Origin of the sequence: Acinetobacter haemolyticus CIP 64.3 = MTCC 9819 (assembly GCF_000369065.1) — a bacterium.
Lineage (GTDB): Bacteria > Pseudomonadota > Gammaproteobacteria > Pseudomonadales > Moraxellaceae > Acinetobacter > Acinetobacter haemolyticus.
This window is the reverse complement of record NZ_KB849799.1, coordinates 98,745-115,047: the sequence shown is the minus strand read 5'-3', so window position 1 is coordinate 115,047 and position 16,303 is coordinate 98,745. Positions and strand designations below refer to the sequence as shown.

The 16,303-nt window shown below is 38.9% G+C and carries 13 protein-coding genes, 3 pseudogenes and 1 other annotated feature; of the genes and pseudogenes, 8 read left to right on the top strand and 8 right to left on the bottom strand.

What is annotated here, in order from left to right; genetic code table 11:
* Positions 1–204 precede the first annotated feature (204 nt).
* The 6 genes and pseudogenes from F927_RS00640 to argC all read right to left on the bottom strand — a co-directional run bounded on the left by F927_RS00640 (position 205) and on the right by argC (position 5,587).
* Positions 205–567, bottom strand: a complete 363-nt coding sequence (locus F927_RS00640; RefSeq protein WP_005080557.1) for a YnfA family protein — start codon at positions 565–567, stop codon at positions 205–207.
* The gene (gene clpA / locus F927_RS00635; protein ID WP_005080555.1) at positions 567–2,852 is read right to left on the bottom strand and encodes an ATP-dependent Clp protease ATP-binding subunit ClpA; all 2,286 of its coding nucleotides are present in this window, start codon (positions 2,850–2,852) and stop codon (positions 567–569) included. The genes F927_RS00640 and clpA overlap by 1 nt, the downstream gene beginning before the upstream one ends.
* A 99-nt stretch (positions 2,853–2,951) precedes the next feature.
* Positions 2,952–3,056: pseudogene (locus F927_RS17305) on the bottom strand (ATP-dependent Clp protease adapter ClpS); the annotation flags it as partial.
* Between the two features lie 214 nt (positions 3,057–3,270).
* Positions 3,271–3,684, bottom strand: a complete 414-nt coding sequence (gene clpS, locus F927_RS00630) for an ATP-dependent Clp protease adapter ClpS (RefSeq protein ID WP_005080553.1) — start codon at positions 3,682–3,684, stop codon at positions 3,271–3,273.
* A gap of 22 nt (positions 3,685–3,706) precedes the next feature.
* Positions 3,707–4,456 carry a DUF6776 family protein gene (locus tag F927_RS00625; RefSeq protein ID WP_005080551.1) on the bottom strand — a complete coding sequence of 250 codons (750 nt, stop codon included), beginning with the start codon at positions 4,454–4,456 and terminating at the stop codon, positions 3,707–3,709.
* An 81-nt stretch (positions 4,457–4,537) separates the two neighbouring features.
* Positions 4,538–5,587: an N-acetyl-gamma-glutamyl-phosphate reductase gene (gene argC / locus F927_RS00620; RefSeq protein WP_005080549.1), complete on the bottom strand. Its 1,050-nt coding sequence runs from the start codon at positions 5,585–5,587 to the stop codon at positions 4,538–4,540.
* A 295-nt stretch (positions 5,588–5,882) separates the two neighbouring features.
* Between argC and F927_RS00615 the strand changes: the two are divergent.
* From F927_RS00615 to F927_RS00590, 5 genes and pseudogenes are all read left to right on the top strand, one after another.
* Positions 5,883–6,269, top strand: a pseudogene (locus F927_RS00615) (hypothetical protein); the annotation flags it as partial.
* A 39-nt stretch (positions 6,270–6,308) separates the two neighbouring features.
* A protein-coding gene (locus tag F927_RS00605) for an IS3 family transposase (protein ID WP_111841931.1) occupies positions 6,309–7,528 on the top strand; the annotation gives its coding sequence in 2 pieces (ribosomal slippage) (positions 6,309–6,585 and positions 6,585–7,528; 1,221 coding nt in all).
* Positions 6,584–6,700, top strand: a sequence feature (AL1L pseudoknot). (Overlaps the previous gene by 117 nt.)
* Positions 7,529–7,565: 37 nt before the next feature.
* A pseudogene (locus F927_RS00600) lies at positions 7,566–8,723 on the top strand (hypothetical protein); the annotation flags it as partial.
* Positions 8,724–8,905: 182 nt separating this feature from the next.
* Positions 8,906–10,396 carry an alkaline phosphatase gene (gene phoA / locus F927_RS00595; protein ID WP_005080543.1) on the top strand — a complete coding sequence of 497 codons (1,491 nt, stop codon included), beginning with the start codon at positions 8,906–8,908 and terminating at the stop codon, positions 10,394–10,396.
* Positions 10,397–10,482: 86 nt separating this feature from the next.
* Complete coding sequence (locus tag F927_RS00590; RefSeq protein WP_005080541.1) at positions 10,483–11,136, top strand: CDP-alcohol phosphatidyltransferase family protein; 654 nt, start codon at positions 10,483–10,485, stop codon at positions 11,134–11,136.
* Positions 11,137–11,155: 19 nt separating this feature from the next.
* On the opposite strand, the gene F927_RS00585 is transcribed toward F927_RS00590, so the two are convergent.
* Together F927_RS00585 and rpiA are read right to left on the bottom strand one after the other, a co-directional pair.
* Positions 11,156–11,848 (bottom strand): YgjP family zinc-dependent metalloprotease, encoded by a 693-nt coding sequence (locus F927_RS00585; RefSeq protein WP_005080539.1) that lies wholly within the window; start codon positions 11,846–11,848, stop codon positions 11,156–11,158.
* On the bottom strand, positions 11,848–12,519 hold the full coding sequence (gene rpiA, locus F927_RS00580; RefSeq protein WP_005080537.1) for a ribose-5-phosphate isomerase RpiA: 672 nt from the start codon (positions 12,517–12,519) through the stop codon (positions 11,848–11,850). Before rpiA ends, F927_RS00585 begins: the two co-directional genes overlap by 1 nt.
* A gap of 98 nt (positions 12,520–12,617) precedes the next feature.
* Here rpiA and ilvA point away from each other — a divergent pair, with 98 nt between their 5' ends.
* From ilvA to F927_RS00565, 3 genes are all read left to right on the top strand, one after another.
* A complete protein-coding gene (gene ilvA, locus F927_RS00575) occupies positions 12,618–14,162 on the top strand; it encodes a threonine ammonia-lyase, biosynthetic (protein ID WP_008942527.1) in 1,545 nt (514 codons plus the stop codon).
* A gap of 151 nt (positions 14,163–14,313) precedes the next feature.
* Positions 14,314–14,964 (top strand): potassium channel family protein, encoded by a 651-nt coding sequence (locus F927_RS00570; protein ID WP_004639247.1) that lies wholly within the window; start codon positions 14,314–14,316, stop codon positions 14,962–14,964.
* A gap of 1 nt (position 14,965) precedes the next feature.
* Positions 14,966–16,303 (top strand): TrkH family potassium uptake protein, encoded by a 1,338-nt coding sequence (locus tag F927_RS00565; protein WP_005080534.1) that lies wholly within the window; start codon positions 14,966–14,968, stop codon positions 16,301–16,303.

The following is a 16,303-nucleotide window of genomic DNA, read 5'->3' as shown; positions in this document are numbered from 1 at the left end:
ATCAGGTATTAACTGGTTGGGCAACCCTTTTTGCTGCCCGAAACGCATCAGGCAACTATCAATAGTGCCAAAAGTAAAAGTATGCGTTTGTGTTCAAAGTATGCTTTAACATATTTATTTCAAATATCAAAAAATATCTCTTAAATCTAAATTACGCACTATTTCACCATTTGACAAGTGTTTTTAGCAAATATTTTGTAGTTTCTAGCGTACAAGACCATCTGGTTGCAAGATAATAAGTGATGCTCCACATAAAACCACAACTACCCCCAAGAGATCCCAACGGGTCAGCATGACTTGATCGACATAGCGCAACCACATTAACGCTGTAAATATATAAATACCGCCATAGGCTGCATAAATACGACCAGATGCTACTGGATGCAGTGTCAGTAACCAGACAAAAAGAGCTAGACTCAATGCTGTAGGTATCCACAACCAATGAGATTTGCCCTGATTCAAAATTAAATAAGGGAAATAGCAACCTAAAATTTCAGCAATTGCTGTAATGAAAAATAACCCAAATACCTTAAGTACTTGGGTTATTGAGTAAGAGACTTCAAACATTAAGCAGGTTCAGCACTCGGGTTGATATGATCTTCAAATACTTCCAACTTCAAGCCAACCTCTTTGCCATCTTCCATTTTCACAGAAACCGCAACGTTGCCACCATGCTCGGCTAGCTCACCAAACAGAATCATTTCAGCAAGCGGTTTTTTCAAGTGTTCCTGAATCAAACGTTGCATAGGACGAGCACCCATGAGACGGTCATAGCCATTGGTTGACAACCAGTCACGTGCACTTTGATCTACCTCTAATACGACTTGTTTTTCATCTAACTGGGCTTGCAACTCAGTTAAGAATTTATCTACAACTGATTCGATAACAGTGGTTGGAAGAGATTTGAACTGAATCACACCATCCAAACGATTACGGAATTCAGGCGAGAATGCACGTTTCATTGCATCCTGATTGTCAGCACTATGATTTTGCTCAGTAAAGCCAATACTTGCACGAGAAATACTTTCTGCACCGATATTAGTTGTAAGCACAATAATCACATTTCTAAAATCAGATTTACGGCCATTATTGTCCGTTAATGCACCATGATCCATCACTTGTAATAACAAGTTGAAGACATCAGGATGTGCTTTTTCAATCTCATCAAGTAACAATACACAATGTGGATTCTTATGGATCGCGTCAGTGAGCAAGCCACCTTGATCATAACCAACATAACCTGGAGGTGCACCAATCAAACGAGAAACTGCATGACGCTCCATGTATTCAGACATATCAAAACGCACAAACTCGACACCTAACAATTTAGCTAACTGTTTGGTCACTTCAGTCTTACCGACACCTGTAGGACCTGCAAACACAAAACTGCCTACCGGTTTGTCTGGCGCTTTTAAACCTGCACGGGATAGCTTAATCGCTGATGCTAGTGCTGTAATTGCTTCATCTTGACCAAATACAACACGCTTTAAATCACGCTCTAAGTTTTCAAGTACAGTCTTATCATCTTTAGATACAGTTTTCGGTGGAATACGTGCAATTTTTGACACAATATCTTCAATGTTTTCAACAGAAATCATTGAACCATCCACTTCTGCTTTTAAGCGACGTTGAGCACCCGCTTCATCAATCACATCAATTGCCTTATCTGGCAAAAAGCGATCATTAATGAATTTAGCAGAAAGCTCTACCGCTGCAACAAGCGCCTTATCTTCATACTCAACATGATGGAAATCTTCAAACTTTCCTTTTAAACCACGCAAAATTTCAATCGTTTCATTAATGCTTGGTTCATTTACATCAACCTTTTGAAAACGACGTGATAAAGCATGATCTTTTTCGAATACTTGACGATACTCTTGGAATGTGGTTGATCCAATACAACGTAAACTACCATTTGCCAAAGCAGGTTTAATTAAATTCGATGCATCCATGGTACTGCCCATACTAGAGCCTGCACCAATAATCATATGAATTTCATCAATGAATAAAATGGCATTTGGATTTTTTTTCAAGGCATTCAACAGTTGTTTTAAACGCTTTTCAAAATCACCACGATATTTAGTACCAGCAACTAACGCACCAATATCCAAACTATACACTTCAGCATTTGCAAGTGGTTTCGGCGCCTTACCATTGACAATCAACCAAGCTAGACCTTCGGCAATCGATGTTTTACCAACACCAGGATCACCGACTAAAAGCGGATTATTCTTACGGCGGCGACATAGGATTTGTGCCGCACGCTCAATCTCTTTCTCGCGTCCAATTAAAGGATCTGTTTTACCTTTTTGCGCTTCGACATTTAAGTTAAGCGTATATTGCTCCAATGGCCCAGCACTCGCTGAAGCACCATTTTCACCTTCAATGTCTTCTACTTCTTCTTCAACCTGAATCTCATCTTTACGTGTACCATGAGACAAGTATTGAGTTAGCGTCAAACGGTTAATTTGATGACGTTTAAGCAAATAAACAGCAAAAGAATCTCTTTCTGAATACATTGCTACGAGAACATCTGCACCTTCAACTGTTCGATCTCCACCACTCGATTGAACATGGAAGATCGCACGTTGTAAAATTCGATCAAAACTCTCTGTTGGATGAGGCGCTTGTTCACTATTGTCACCAAGCTTTGGGGTATGTTGCTCTACATATTCCTCTAGTTCTTTACGTAGCGTAACGATATCAGCACCACATGCTTTTAGAGCATTCACGGCTGAATCGTTATCAAGTAATGCAAGCAACAAATGTTCTACTGTCAGAAACTCATGTCTCTTTTGACGAGCCATGCTAACAGCCAAACGTAGCGATACTTCTAATTGACGACTGAGCATGTAACCCCCTTATATTTTGGGCCTATCAAAAAAAGACGAATCTTAAACTGAAAAGCCGATTATGGACTGATCTACTTGAGTATCAATAACCGTTATCTAATACACGTTTATGAATCTCTTCGCTTCATAACCTACTGTTAGCATTAGTTGAGCATATTGGTCAAGATTCAAAACAAAGTATTGTTGTAAAATTTCAATTACAAAGAGAATATAAACCATCTAATTGTTCAAAAATAAGACAAAATATGCCCACCTCATTAGAAGACATACATTTTTAAAGTATTCTTCTTAACGTGCCATTTGAACGTAGCCCTCGCCTTTAACATGAGGAATATATTCCGCAAGAGCGTTGCTTTTTTTAACGCTTTTACTCACAGCATAGCTGTTCGTCTTGCGCAGCTAAAAAGCGTTGCTTTTTTTAACGCTGCTCAGGTTCGATTTGGCACAGTAATGGATGACCTTGTGATCGTGCATAATTATTCACCTGATTTGCCTTGGTTTCGGCAATATCACGAGGATAGATCCCTGCCGTACCCTTACCTTCATAGTGAACCGTCAGCATCACCTGACTTGCCTGATCAAAGTCCATGCCGAAATAACTTTGCAGTACTTCTATCACAAAGTCCATTGGTGTGTAGTCATCATTCATTAGAACAACCGCATATAACGGCGGTCGTTTTAATTCTGGTGGTGCAGTTTGTACAACCACCTCACCCTCATGCTCCTCGTGCGAATCACTTAAACGAGGATTTAAGTGCCAATCAACATAACCCGATTGTTGAAACGAGTTTTTTACTTCACTTAAATTCATTTGACGTTTATATCTTCGCATATTGAACACTTAATCTTTAAATTTACTGAGCATTTGCTTCAGCTTGAGGAATTTCTGATACAAAAGCAGAATTTAATTCTACAGGTTGACCACGTTGCCAGCTAAACCGTTTAATCACTGGTGTTCCAGATCCACTTAAACGAACTTCAATAAATTGAGGTGTAAATCCTTTTGGCATCGTCCAGCGTCCAGTCAAACGTTCAAAGTCTTCAAAGTTAAAACTTTTATCTTCTAAAGGTACATCTAGAATTTCAGTATTTCGGATCAAACGTAATTCAACAGTACCACTAGCACGGCGTTTATTCGGACTCACTTGCACTAAATCAATTTGATATTCAAAAGCATTTTCAGGTAACGATTTAATAGCAAGATTCTGTATCGTTAAGCTGACACCACCTCGTTGTTTCAAGATTTCACGATAAATCGCATTCATCCCTTGAAACTGGGTTTTCTCCGCATTGGCTTGATTGATCGCTTTAAACAAGTCATCAGCATTACTTACAGCCATATCTCGCTCTTGAATAGCTGTATTCAAACTTCTATTCATCGAGTCCAAGGCCGTCTTTTGCTTTTGGACAACTTCAACGAGCTGCTCAGCATCTGCATCATAACCAACAACGGTTAATCCTTGACGATGGCCAACAGTATAGCCAACCATGAAACTACCACCAATTAAAATTGCAGCAGCAATTAACAAAGGTAAATTTGATTTTAAGAATTTGTTTTTCTCAACGGAACTGTCTGGTGAATTCGTCGGTTCAACGTTTTCCATCTTCATCTCTATCGTTATGATCTACATCAAAGCACACATTTAAATCCAAATTTAAATGTGTGTGAAGTAAAAAAGCGTTTTTTATGGTAATAAACCAATACCTTCTAAACCAGTTGCTTCATCAAAGCCAAACATTAAGTTCATATTTTGAACAGCTTGACCAGCAGCACCTTTCACTAGATTATCTTGTGCAACCAAGATAATGAGTTTACTTGGTTGAGGACGGTATAATGCAATTCTAAGCTCATTTGCGCCACGGACGCTACGAGTCTCTGGAGAACTATTTGCTGGCATAACATCAACAAATCTTTCGTCCTTATAAAAATCTTCATACAACGCTTGTAGATCTTTTTGCTGGCCTTGCTCAGTTAAATCAACATAAATCGTGCTTAACATGCCACGAATCATAGGTACTAAATGAGGCACAAACACCAGTTGATCAAACTGACTTTTTTGTCCCGATATATTTTCCAATGCCTCAACAATTTCTGGATGATGACGATGTCCTGCAACACCATAAGCTTTGAAATTATCAGCATTTTCAGTATAAATCATACCAAGACTAGCTTTACGTCCTGCACCTGACACACCTGATTTAGCATCGACAATAATACTTTGTGTGTTAATCAAACCCGACTGATCTTTTATCAGTGGTGCGAGTCCAAGTTGTACAGTTGTTGGATAACACCCAGGATTACCAATCACTTCAGCTTGTTTAATTTTCTCACGATTGAGTTCAGTTAAACCATACGCTGAAGACTGAAGAACCTCTGGGCAAGTATGTTGCATACCATACCATTTCTCGAACTGCTCAAGATTTTGCAAACGAAAATCAGCCGCGAGATCAATTACTTTAGTACCTGCTGCAATTAGCTCTTCAGCATGTTGCATAGCGACACCATGCGGTGTAGCAAAGAAAATCACATCACATTTTTTTAACTGATCTAAGTCAAGATCTGAAAACTCTAAATCAGTATGTCCACGTAAACTTGGGAACATATCTGCAACACGCTTTCCGGCTTCTGTACGTGAAGTAAGAATACTGACTTGAACTTGTGAATGTCTTAATAATAGACGTAATAGCTCAACCCCTGTGTATCCAGTCCCACCAACAATACCAACAGAAATCACGTGTCACACCTTTAGCTTTAATTGAGGTAAGCAAATAGTATGGCAGTTTGCCTTGTTTTACACAATCTACAAGCCACTAACTTATAAGAAATTAATGATCAATTATAGAATTAACAGCAATCTATTCGCATATCACCCCAAAATCATATATAAGAATTAAAAGTTTTTTTATTTTATTCGAATAGATTTTACCATTGGTCAAGAAATACTATTGAATCAAGGACAGATTCGCATAGAATAAAACCGCGTAGAAATAATAATTTTCATGGATGCAAATTTTTTTTGGAGAGCTGGAATGCCTTCTTTGATGTTAGAACAAAGATTACATCATCATATTTGTTTAGGCTTGAGTGTCATTTTACTCGGCACCACTTTAGTTGGTTGTGGTAGCGGTGAAAGTAAAGCGAATAAAGAATCTCAACCAGAAGAGGTTATTGTTCCTAAGCCAAAAGATTTCAACATTAAAGTGCCGATTGAGATGCGTAATGTCGTGCTAAAGGTGTTTGATAATTCTGATAACAAATTAGTGCTTGAGCAAAGTGTCGTTACCACTACAAATTTAAAAGTGACTCTACCTTATATTCTAGACAGAAACCGCTTATATCGTGTTGAGATCTCTACAACTCCTAGTTCTATTGTATATAACTTCCTCACGAGTAAATACGAAAGCATGAACCGTACCGGGTTTGTCGGAGACCAAGCTTTCTGAGAGAATGTCCCGATGAAAAAAGTAAAATATACCCCTGAAATCAGAGAAAGAGCGGTTCAATTATTGATTGAATCCGAGAAAGATTATCCATCGAATTGGGCTGCGATCACCGCTATTGCTCCCAAGATAGGTTGTACTCCTGAAACTCTACGTGTTTGGTATCAAAAATATTTAGATAAACAAAACCCAATTAAAGTACAGCAACTTTCAGATCAAGAACGTATTAAACAACTCGAACGTGAAAATAAAGAACTGCAACGTGCTAACGAAATTCTACGTAAAGCAGCCGCTTTTTTCGCCCAGGCGGAGCTCGACCGCCCACACAAATAATGGTAGATTTCATCCATAACAATAAGGCGTTATATGGTGTTGAGGCGATTTGCAGGATTTTACCGATCGCGGCTTCTACCTATTATCGAACACTAGATTTCGTTGAAAACCCAGAACATCGAGCAAAGCGAGATCTACATGACTTGCATCATGCTGAACAAATTAAACGAATTTGGAAGGAAAGTTCAGGTCGATATGGTGTGCGTAAAGTTTGGCAAAAATTGAAACGTGAAGGCTATGTTATTGCTCGCTGTACAGTTGCTCGATTGATGCAAAAACTAGGTATACAAGGTGTTTGGCGTGGTAAGAATAAACAAACTACCCGTAGCCGAGAGGATCAAAAACGAGCAGATGACTTGGTGAAACGCAATTTTAGTGCTGATCATCCTGACCAGCTATGGGTCGCTGACTTCACGTATATTCAAACAAATTCAGGCTGGGTTTATACTGCATTTATTATTGATGTCTTCTCACGAGCAATTGTTGGATGGAAAGTATCGACACGGATGAATACAGATATGGTGCTCGATGCACTTGAGCAAGCGTTACATGCTCGAGACATGCCAAAGAATGTGATTCACCATAGTGACAGAGGGGTTCAATATCTTTCCATTCGCTATACCAATCGTTTAGAAGCAGCAAATTTACGAGCATCAGTCGGTACGACCGGTGATTCATACGATAATGCTTTGGCTGAAACAGTGAATGGCTTATACAAAACAGAGGTGATTGAATATTTAAAAGCAGATTGGCAAGGTTTAGCGGATGTACAACTTGCGACATTAAATTGGGTAGATTGGTTCAATAAAGAGCGTGTACATAGTGCACTAGGTTATGTGCCACCTTTTGATTTTGAAGCAATGTACTATGATAAAATTAATCCGTTAGGTCAGGTGGCCTAACTTAAATAAAAAGTCTCCGACAAACCCGGTACGGTTCAGCATGAACTTTACTTGGCGAGCTTTGGTAAAGGTTGATGTAAGCAATCTAACTCAAGCAATTTTTATCAATCCAAGTTCTGAAGCGATATATCAAAGAGCATTGGTACGTTCAGGACAATTACCTACTGATGAAAACCAATATCCTATGCTCATCACAGCAAATCAACTTGATCTTGCGACAGGTGATGTAGATGCCGCACTATTAAGTGCCTTTAAAAATCTTGATATCCCAAATGTAGAAGCAACTACTCTTTTTCACGTATTTTCACCTCAAGATGCTCATTTAAAAACTGCTTTATACGCAAACACCTATCTGAGTTTTGGTTATTTACGTCAGTGGGCCAACACATACCCGGACAATAGCTTTGTCGAATTTGCTCATAATCTAGCTATTGATTTAAGAGATGGTTACCTGGATGGAAAAACGCTTCGTGGTGATCCAGCACCTTTAACTTCACTGGTCGCAACCACACCTGAAAACATTGATCCCGCCAAAAACACAATTATTGGTATTGGAACCACTCAAAAAAATGCGCGTGAGCAATATGCAGCTTCATTAAAGCAGGCAGTTCTTGAGCTTGCTGACTCTTTTAACCAAAGCAGCACTAATCCCAAAAACTACAGCAACTTACAACAACGCACTTATGCTGGTGTCATGCCAATTGCTGATCCATCCACACCCTCAAGTGTTCGCTTGAATGGTGCTGGTGATTATCGTCGTGCTGTCGGTTTTGCAGATACCAGTGCAACATGTAATGGCTCAATCTACCCTTGTAAACAAGGTTTAATCGGCATCAATCTGATTAATCACTCTTTACCAACGATTGAATATCTCATTGGTCATTACCTAGACAGTACCCAAAATTGTCAGCTTAATGTTCGAGCCGATGGCTGGATTGAACTTATAAAAGATAATCAAAAGTTTCGATCCAAGTTAGATGGTGACAGCACAGATAATTTATTAAGAGTGAATAAAGCTGATCACGAGTATCTACTAAATAGCAGCTCCCCTGAGCCTAAGCAAGGCGAACTTCAATATGAATTTGTGCAATTACACCTTAAAGAAAATCAAGTATTAAGTGCCAGTGCAGGTTTGGATAGTCGAAAAGCACCAGACCAATTACAAAGTACACAGTTACAATGTAATTTCAGCTAATCATAATTAAATCAGGCAATTGAAACATCATTTTTGATTGCCTGATTTAGATTAAGAAATCAAATTTTCATTCATTGTTAGAAATATTAATTTTTATTGTCATTAAACCGTCATCAAATGTTAACCAAAACTTCATATCTATTAATTAGTTTACTTATTAACTAATTTTTAGAGAAAAAACTTTGAAACTAAAACCATTACTTTTACCTATATTAATCACCTCCCTATTATTTACCGCATGTGGCGGAGATGACAATAATTACTCATCATCAAATCAACCTTTAGAAAAACCAAAGCCACCCGTAACAACACCTCAATTTGATGGTGAACTTCTTGAAGTTGGTGCAAATGGTAATGTTAGTGAGTTTGGCGGAGCAACTCGCTTAAAAAAAGAACGTACTCAAGCAATGAGAGAGTCTCTGAGTGACAAAACCGTCAAGCATGTAATTCTATTTATTGGTGATGGTACGAGCGATTCTGAAATCACCGCAGCACGAAACTATGCAGAAGGCGCGGCTGGTTATTTTAAAGGCTTAGACGTCTTACCTTTCACTGGAAGCTATACGACTTATTCATTAAATAAAGATGGCGAAGTTGATTACGTGACCGACTCCGCAGCATCCGCAACTGCATGGGCTTCTGGAATTAAAACTTATAACAATGCCTTAGGCCTAGATATTCGCGGAAACCATCATGCAACACTATTAGAGCTAGCAAAAAAAGCTGGATTTGCAACAGGTAATGTAACCACCACAGAACTTCAAGATGCAACCCCTGCCGCTTTAGTCTCGCATATCAGCGCACGTAAGTGTTATGGACCAAATGAAACCACTAAACGCTGTCCTGAAAGTGCATTGGAAAATGGTGGATTAGGTTCGATCACAGAACAGCTTTTAACAACACGTGCTGACGTTACTTTAGGTGGCGGCAAGAAAACATTCTATGAAGTTGCAAAAGCTGGTCCTTTTAAAGATAAGACCTTACTTGAACGCGCAAAATTAGAAAATTATCGTATTGTTGAAGACCTAAACTCGTTAAAAGCAGTTGATAGTGCCAATCAAAACCAGCCTTTACTCGGCTTATTCGCCGATGGTAACCTTCCCGTGATCTGGAGTGGTCCAGTAACACAATTAAATGGACATAAAAAAGGTGCTGAAAGCTGCCGAGATAATAGTGCCTTTTCTATTCAAACACCACGCTTGGCACAAATGACAGAAAAAGCGATCGAGCTATTAAGCAACAATGAAAAGGGCTTCTTTTTACAGGTTGAAAGCGGTTCTATTGATAAACGAAATCATGCAGCCGATCCATGTGGACAAATTGGTGAAACTGTACAGCTTGATGAAGCCATTCAAGTTGCTCTTAAATTTGCAAAAGAACACGGCGAGACATTGATTGTTGTAACAGGTGATCATGCACATACAAGCCAAATTATACCAATAAATGGAGATAGCCCAGGACAAACTGCAGCTCTGAAAACCAAAGATGGGGTTGCAATGGCAATCAACTATGGCACCGCTCCAGAGGGTTCAAGTCAACATCATACTGGTGCACAAGTCCGTATTGCGGCTTATGGACCACGTGCTGCGAACGTATCTGGCTTACTAGATCAAACAGATTTATTCTTTATTATCCGTGATGCGTTAGGCATTCAACAAAACGCCTCAAGATAAACAGTACCAATTAAGGCGACCACAATATTTGTGGTCGTTTTTATCTATGGAAATTGAGTCATGCGCATAAATAACCATTAATGTGAATGCTATACTCTTTCCAACATGATGATTCAAGCTTAAATTTGATGCCAATCGCAAAGAAAATTCCTAAACTCCTTATTTATTTAAGACTCATCCTTGGCATACTCATTGTTATTATTACCCTAACGCAAATCAAATTTTATCCCATTTACACTGTAATCTTCCTAACATTAGGACTTCTCAGTGACATTTTTGATGGCATCATCGCTCGACATTTGGGTGTCTCGGATCTGAATCTACGTAGATTAGACTCAAATATTGACCAAATTTTCTTTATCTGTGCGATCAGTGCAATTTATTTGCAGCAACCAGAGTTCTTTAAACAACATATTTTTCCAATCATTATTTTAATTATCTTTGAAGCATTCACTTATATCATCAGCTACTTTAAATTTAAGAAAGAAATTGCAACTCATACGATTGGGGCAAAAATATGGACTTTATTTTTATTTGCATTGCTGGTTCAAATCACACTTACAGGACAATCACAACTTTTATTTAACGCAGTTATTTGGCTAGGAATCCTGACACGCATTGAAATTATCGCAATCATTCTCACACTCAAGCAGTGGCAGAATGATGTGCCTAGTCTCAAACAAGCTCTTCGTTTAAGACGAGGATTAGAAATTCAACGCAATCGTTTTTTTAATGGTTAAATAAACCAATCAGACGTTATTATTTTTGATAGTACCAACTCGGTAATTGAACCTGCTTCAACTGTTTACGATGTTCGATGTAATTTCTATCATGTTTCGCAACTTCAGCCCAAAAAGCTTCACTATGATCAAAATGTTTGGTATGTGCCAATTCATGCACACAAACAGAGCGAACAATCGACTCAGGCATCAAAACCAAAGCTGCATTTAACATGATGTCATGTTTAGAGGTACAACTTCCCCACCTTGTCTTTGGTTTTCGGACTGTACACGCTTGGTAAGGCAAGCCGATTTCTCGGCTGATTTGATTTAAATATTCAGGTAAAAATTGTTTTGCATAAGCCAATACCGCTGCTTGTAGTGCTTTTTCAGACTCTATCTCTCGGATAAATAACGTCTGTAATTCCCAATTAAATATAAAGATGTGGCGTTGTTTTTGTTTCACAATGGAGAATGGTTGAGTATGGGCGAATAATACCAATTGCTCAGGAAAAGTGGATGTTTGAAGCAGTTGCTGTTGTTGCTTCGCCCATGTAGCCAAAAGCCAGGGTTCGGATTGATTTAAAAATTGTTGAATCTGACGTTTAGTACAAAACAGCGGTACCGTCAAACGAATGCCAGTTGGCTCGACACGCAAACGCAAATTTCTCGCCCTTGCATGTCGAACTACTTTGACTTCTGGTAATGGTGTTTCTACAGAAACAGATACCATTACTGCGCTACACGCTCTTCAATTCCATTATTGGTTGCAACAATTGCGATCGTTGCTGCATTGAGTGCGAAAATACCATTGGTTACAACACCTGGGATGTTATTTAATGTTTTCTCTAACTCAATTGGATTGAGGATATTTAAATTATAAACATCCAAAATCACATTCCCATTATCAGTCACAACACCTTCACGATATACAGGATCACCGCCTAAAGCGACAATTTTACGTGCGACAGCTGAACGTGCCATCGGGATCACTTCAACAGGTAACGGAAAATCACGTCCTAATTGCTCAACCCATTTCGAATCATCAACTATACAAATAAATTTTTTGGCAATAGAAGCAACAATTTTCTCACGTGTCAACGCGGCACCACCACCTTTGATCATATGCATATGACGATCTATCTCATCAGCTCCATCTACATAAGCATCTAGGCCGCCTACAGAGTTCATATCAACAACTTCGATACCCAATTCCTTAAGGCGTTCTGCTGTTGCATTTGAACTCGCAACTGCTGCTTCTAATTGCAATTCAGGTAACAAATCAATTAAAAAGTTAACCGTACTTCCAGTTCCTACGCCCAAAATGCCGCCTTTAGGCAAATGTTTTAAAGCTGCTTTAGCCGCAGCTTGTTTTTTTTCATCTTGGGTTGCATATAGACTCATGACTTCACTCAACTATTTTGACATTTGCTGTAAGAAAACAGCGCAAATGCACAGGGGTTTGCTACAATGATCCCCTATTTTAAACTGTTATAGGGAAGATGAACATGCTGTCTCGTGTGGTACGACAAATTTTACAAGCAACGGTTTATGATGTTGCGATTGAAACACCGCTAGAAGCAGCTCCACGAATTAGTCAAAAAATTAATAATAATATTCGATTTAAACGTGAAGATTTACAGCCTGTTTTCTCCTTCAAACTTCGCGGTGCTTATAACCGTATTAGCCAGCTTCCAAAAGACCAACTTGAGCGTGGGGTAATCTGTGCTTCAGCAGGAAATCATGCTCAAGGTGTTGCTTTATCAGGAAAAAAATTAGGTATCCATGCCATCATTGTCATGCCAAGCACCACACCTGACATTAAAGTACAAGCTGTTAAAAATCTTGGTGGTCAGGTGGTTTTACATGGCGACAGCTTTGATATCGCGAATAAATATGCCAAACAACGTGCTGAAGCAGAAGGTTTAGTTTTTATTCCGCCCTACGATGATGAACTGGTCATTGCTGGACAAGGCACCATTGCCAATGAAATCTTACGTCAGTGGCGTGATGTCGAATATGTTTTTGTTGCTGTCGGCGGTGGTGGTTTAATTGCAGGTGTAGCTGCCTATCTAGGTGAAGTTGCACCACACGTCAAAGTGATCGGTGTTGAGTATGAAGAGTCAGCTTGTTTAAAAGCTGCACTCGCGGCCAATGAACGTGTGATTTTACCGCATGTTGGATTATTTGCAGATGGCACAGCAGTTGCACAAATTGGTGAACTTCCTTTTGAAATGGTACAACTGCGTAAATCAGACAATTCAGGTCCGATTGTTGATCCAACAATTGTTACGGTAAATACCGATGAAATCTGTGCTGCAATCAAAGATACCTATGATGAAAATCGTAGTATCGTTGAACCTTCTGGTGCAATGGCTTTGGCTGGTATAAAAAAATACGTTGCCGAACATCAAATCAGCGATAAGAACATGGTCTCAATTGTTTGTGGTGCAAACATGAACTTTGATCGCCTCCGTTATATTGCTGAACGTACTGAATTAGGTGAACGTAAAGAAGCAATCTATGCTGTCACCATCCCTGAACAAAAAGGTGCATTCCTTAATTTCTGCCGTTCATTACAGGGTCGCAATATTACTGAATTTAATTATCGTGCAAGTGATAGTAATCAAGCACAGGTGTTTGTTGGTATTAGCCTAAAAGGCGGCGAAACTGAGCGTCACGAAATTCATGAGATGTTAAAGCAGCAATATGAAGTAGATGATCTTTCAGATGATGAAGTTGCTAAACTACATATTCGATATCTAATTGGCGGTCATGCCAATATTGAAAACGAACGTTTATTCCGTGTGGAATTTCCTGAACGACCAGGTGCACTATTAACCTTCCTTGAGCGATTAGGACCAACGCATAACATTACGTTATTCCACTACCGTAATCACGGCGCTGCCGAAGGTCGAGTACTGGTTGGTTTACAAGCCACTGATGCGAAGCAAAATCCGGATGGGCTTATTGAGACGCTTGAACAAATCACTTATCCATATGCTGAAATTAGCGACAATATTGGATATAAGCGTTTCTTAAAGTAAAAATCACAGTCAAGAAAACCGACAGTTGTCGGTTTTCTTTTTATGTGTACTAGACAAATGTTTTCGAGCAACACAAAATCATTACAAAGAGAATTTTTATCCATTTTAAAATAGATAAAAAGACATTCTAATCATTTAGTTAAGGACCGTTATGGCACAATTTGCAGTCATTGGTTTAGGCAGTTTTGGTGCAACTGTTGCACTTGAACTTACTAAGCTAAATCATGATGTTATCGGCATAGACACCCAAAAACGTAATGTCGAAAACCTTGCAGACAAAATTACTCATGCGGTTATCGCAGATGCTACTGATGAACATGTACTAGATGAGTTGAATGTACAAAACTGTGATGCTGTTGTTGTTGCAATCGGTGAAGACATCGAAGCCAGCATTTTATGCGTGCTCAGTTTAAAAAATCTAGGAATAGATAAAATTTGGGTCAAAGCAAAAACCAAAGCACACCATACTATTTTATCTCATCTCAATATTAATAAAATTATTCATCCTGAAGAAGATATGGGTGTTCGCGTTGCACAGGCACTCAACTATCCAATGGTAAGTCGATATATGGCATTGGATGATGATCACTTTATTATTAAAGTTCCAATCAAAGAAAAATTACATGGTATTAATTTATCCGGCTTGATGCAGCTAGCACCTCACGTCAAACTTCTATTGGTTAAACGCAATAAAGATATCTTCTATGAAACAGACACCACCTTTACATTAAATAAAGGAGATGTACTTATCTTAGAAGGATTACTTGTAAATCTTAAAAAACTCTCTGAGTGTTTCCAATAAAATGACAACGAAAACACAGACACAAAAGATTTTTAATCTAAGTCCCCCGTCTCTTCTTGCCATCGGATTTCTTAGCTTTATCGTAATTGGAACTTTGTTACTTAAGCTTCCTATTTCGCATACTGGACAAATTTCTTGGATGGATGCCATTTTCACTGCGACCTCTGCCGTGACGATTACAGGCTTGTCTGTGGTTAATATTGGAGAGTCTTATACACATTTTGGACAATTTATTATTCTGCTGATGATCCAGTCGGGTGGATTGGGTTTTATGACCTTTGCGATATTAGCAGCACTCAGTTTGTCTCCAAAAGTGGGCTTAAAGCAACAGATGATGGCACAAGAAAGCTTGGGACAAACAAGCTTATCGAAAGTCACTTTTATTGCTAAAGGTGTTGTGGCTTATACCATTTTCTTTGAGTTGATTGGCGCTATCATATTATCAACCAGCTTTATTCCTCTTTATGGGATACCAAAAGGACTCTACTACTCTGTTTTTTATAGTATCTCCGCTTTTAACAATGCTGGATTTTCTCTATTTGACAATGGACTGAGCAATTTTTATGGCAATTACTTTATTTGTCTCACCATTAGTCTTTTGTACATCTTAGGTGGAATCGGTTTTTTAGTTTTAATGGATATTAAACAGAATAAAAAATGGAGAAAACTTAGTCCAAACACCAAACTTGTTGTAAGTACCATCGTTATTATCAATATATTTGCCTTCATCATGATTTGGCTCTTAGAATCGCGTAATCCGATGACATTAGGGTCAATGAGTTTTGGTGAACAAGCCGTCAATTCATGGTTTCAAGCCACGGTACCTCGTTCCTCGGGTTTCAATACAATTGACACAGGTTCAATGAATAACAGTACAACACTTCTCACCATGTTACTCATGTTTATTGGAGGTGGCTCTCTGAGTACTGCAGGCGGAATCAAAGTTGGAACCTTTGTCATTTTGGTGCTGTGTGTGGTTGCATTTCTACGACGTAATGACGAAATCCGCATTTTTAATCACGCCATTTCGCAAGAAACGACCTATAAAGCCCTCGCTGTTGCGGCCATAACTGGAATGCTCATATTTCTTGGTGGCTTTATTATATTGATATTAGAACCTGAACTTGATGTACTGGACTTGATGTTCGAAGTGTTATCAGCCGCCTGTACCGTAGGACTGTCGAGAGGTGCGACTGGAGAATTACATGATGGCAGCCTACTTGTCCTGTGCCTATTGATGTTTACGGGTCGGCTAGGACCACTCACACTAGCTTATTTAATCGCTACTCCAAAAAAGAGTCGTTTAAAACACCCTACTGCAAATATTCAGATTGGGTGA

What these genes read in the sequence shown, in the direction of transcription:
- F927_RS00640 (WP_005080557.1), bottom strand. Translation starts at nt 567, where the DNA reads ATGTTTGAAGTCTCTTACTCAATAACCCAAGTACTTAAGGTATTTGGG.
- clpA (WP_005080555.1), bottom strand. Translation starts at nt 2,852, where the DNA reads ATGCTCAGTCGTCAATTAGAAGTATCGCTACGTTTGGCTGTTAGCATG.
- clpS (WP_005080553.1), bottom strand. Translation starts at nt 3,684, where the DNA reads ATGCGAAGATATAAACGTCAAATGAATTTAAGTGAAGTAAAAAACTCG.
- F927_RS00625 (WP_005080551.1), bottom strand. Translation starts at nt 4,456, where the DNA reads ATGGAAAACGTTGAACCGACGAATTCACCAGACAGTTCCGTTGAGAAA.
- F927_RS00590 (WP_005080541.1), top strand. Translation starts at nt 10,483, where the DNA reads ATGCTATACTCTTTCCAACATGATGATTCAAGCTTAAATTTGATGCCA.
- F927_RS00585 (WP_005080539.1), bottom strand. Translation starts at nt 11,848, where the DNA reads ATGGTATCTGTTTCTGTAGAAACACCATTACCAGAAGTCAAAGTAGTT.
- rpiA (WP_005080537.1), bottom strand. Translation starts at nt 12,519, where the DNA reads ATGAGTCTATATGCAACCCAAGATGAAAAAAAACAAGCTGCGGCTAAA.
- ilvA (WP_008942527.1), top strand. Translation starts at nt 12,618, where the DNA reads ATGAACATGCTGTCTCGTGTGGTACGACAAATTTTACAAGCAACGGTT.
- F927_RS00570 (WP_004639247.1), top strand. Translation starts at nt 14,314, where the DNA reads ATGGCACAATTTGCAGTCATTGGTTTAGGCAGTTTTGGTGCAACTGTT.
- F927_RS00565 (WP_005080534.1), top strand. Translation starts at nt 14,966, where the DNA reads ATGACAACGAAAACACAGACACAAAAGATTTTTAATCTAAGTCCCCCG.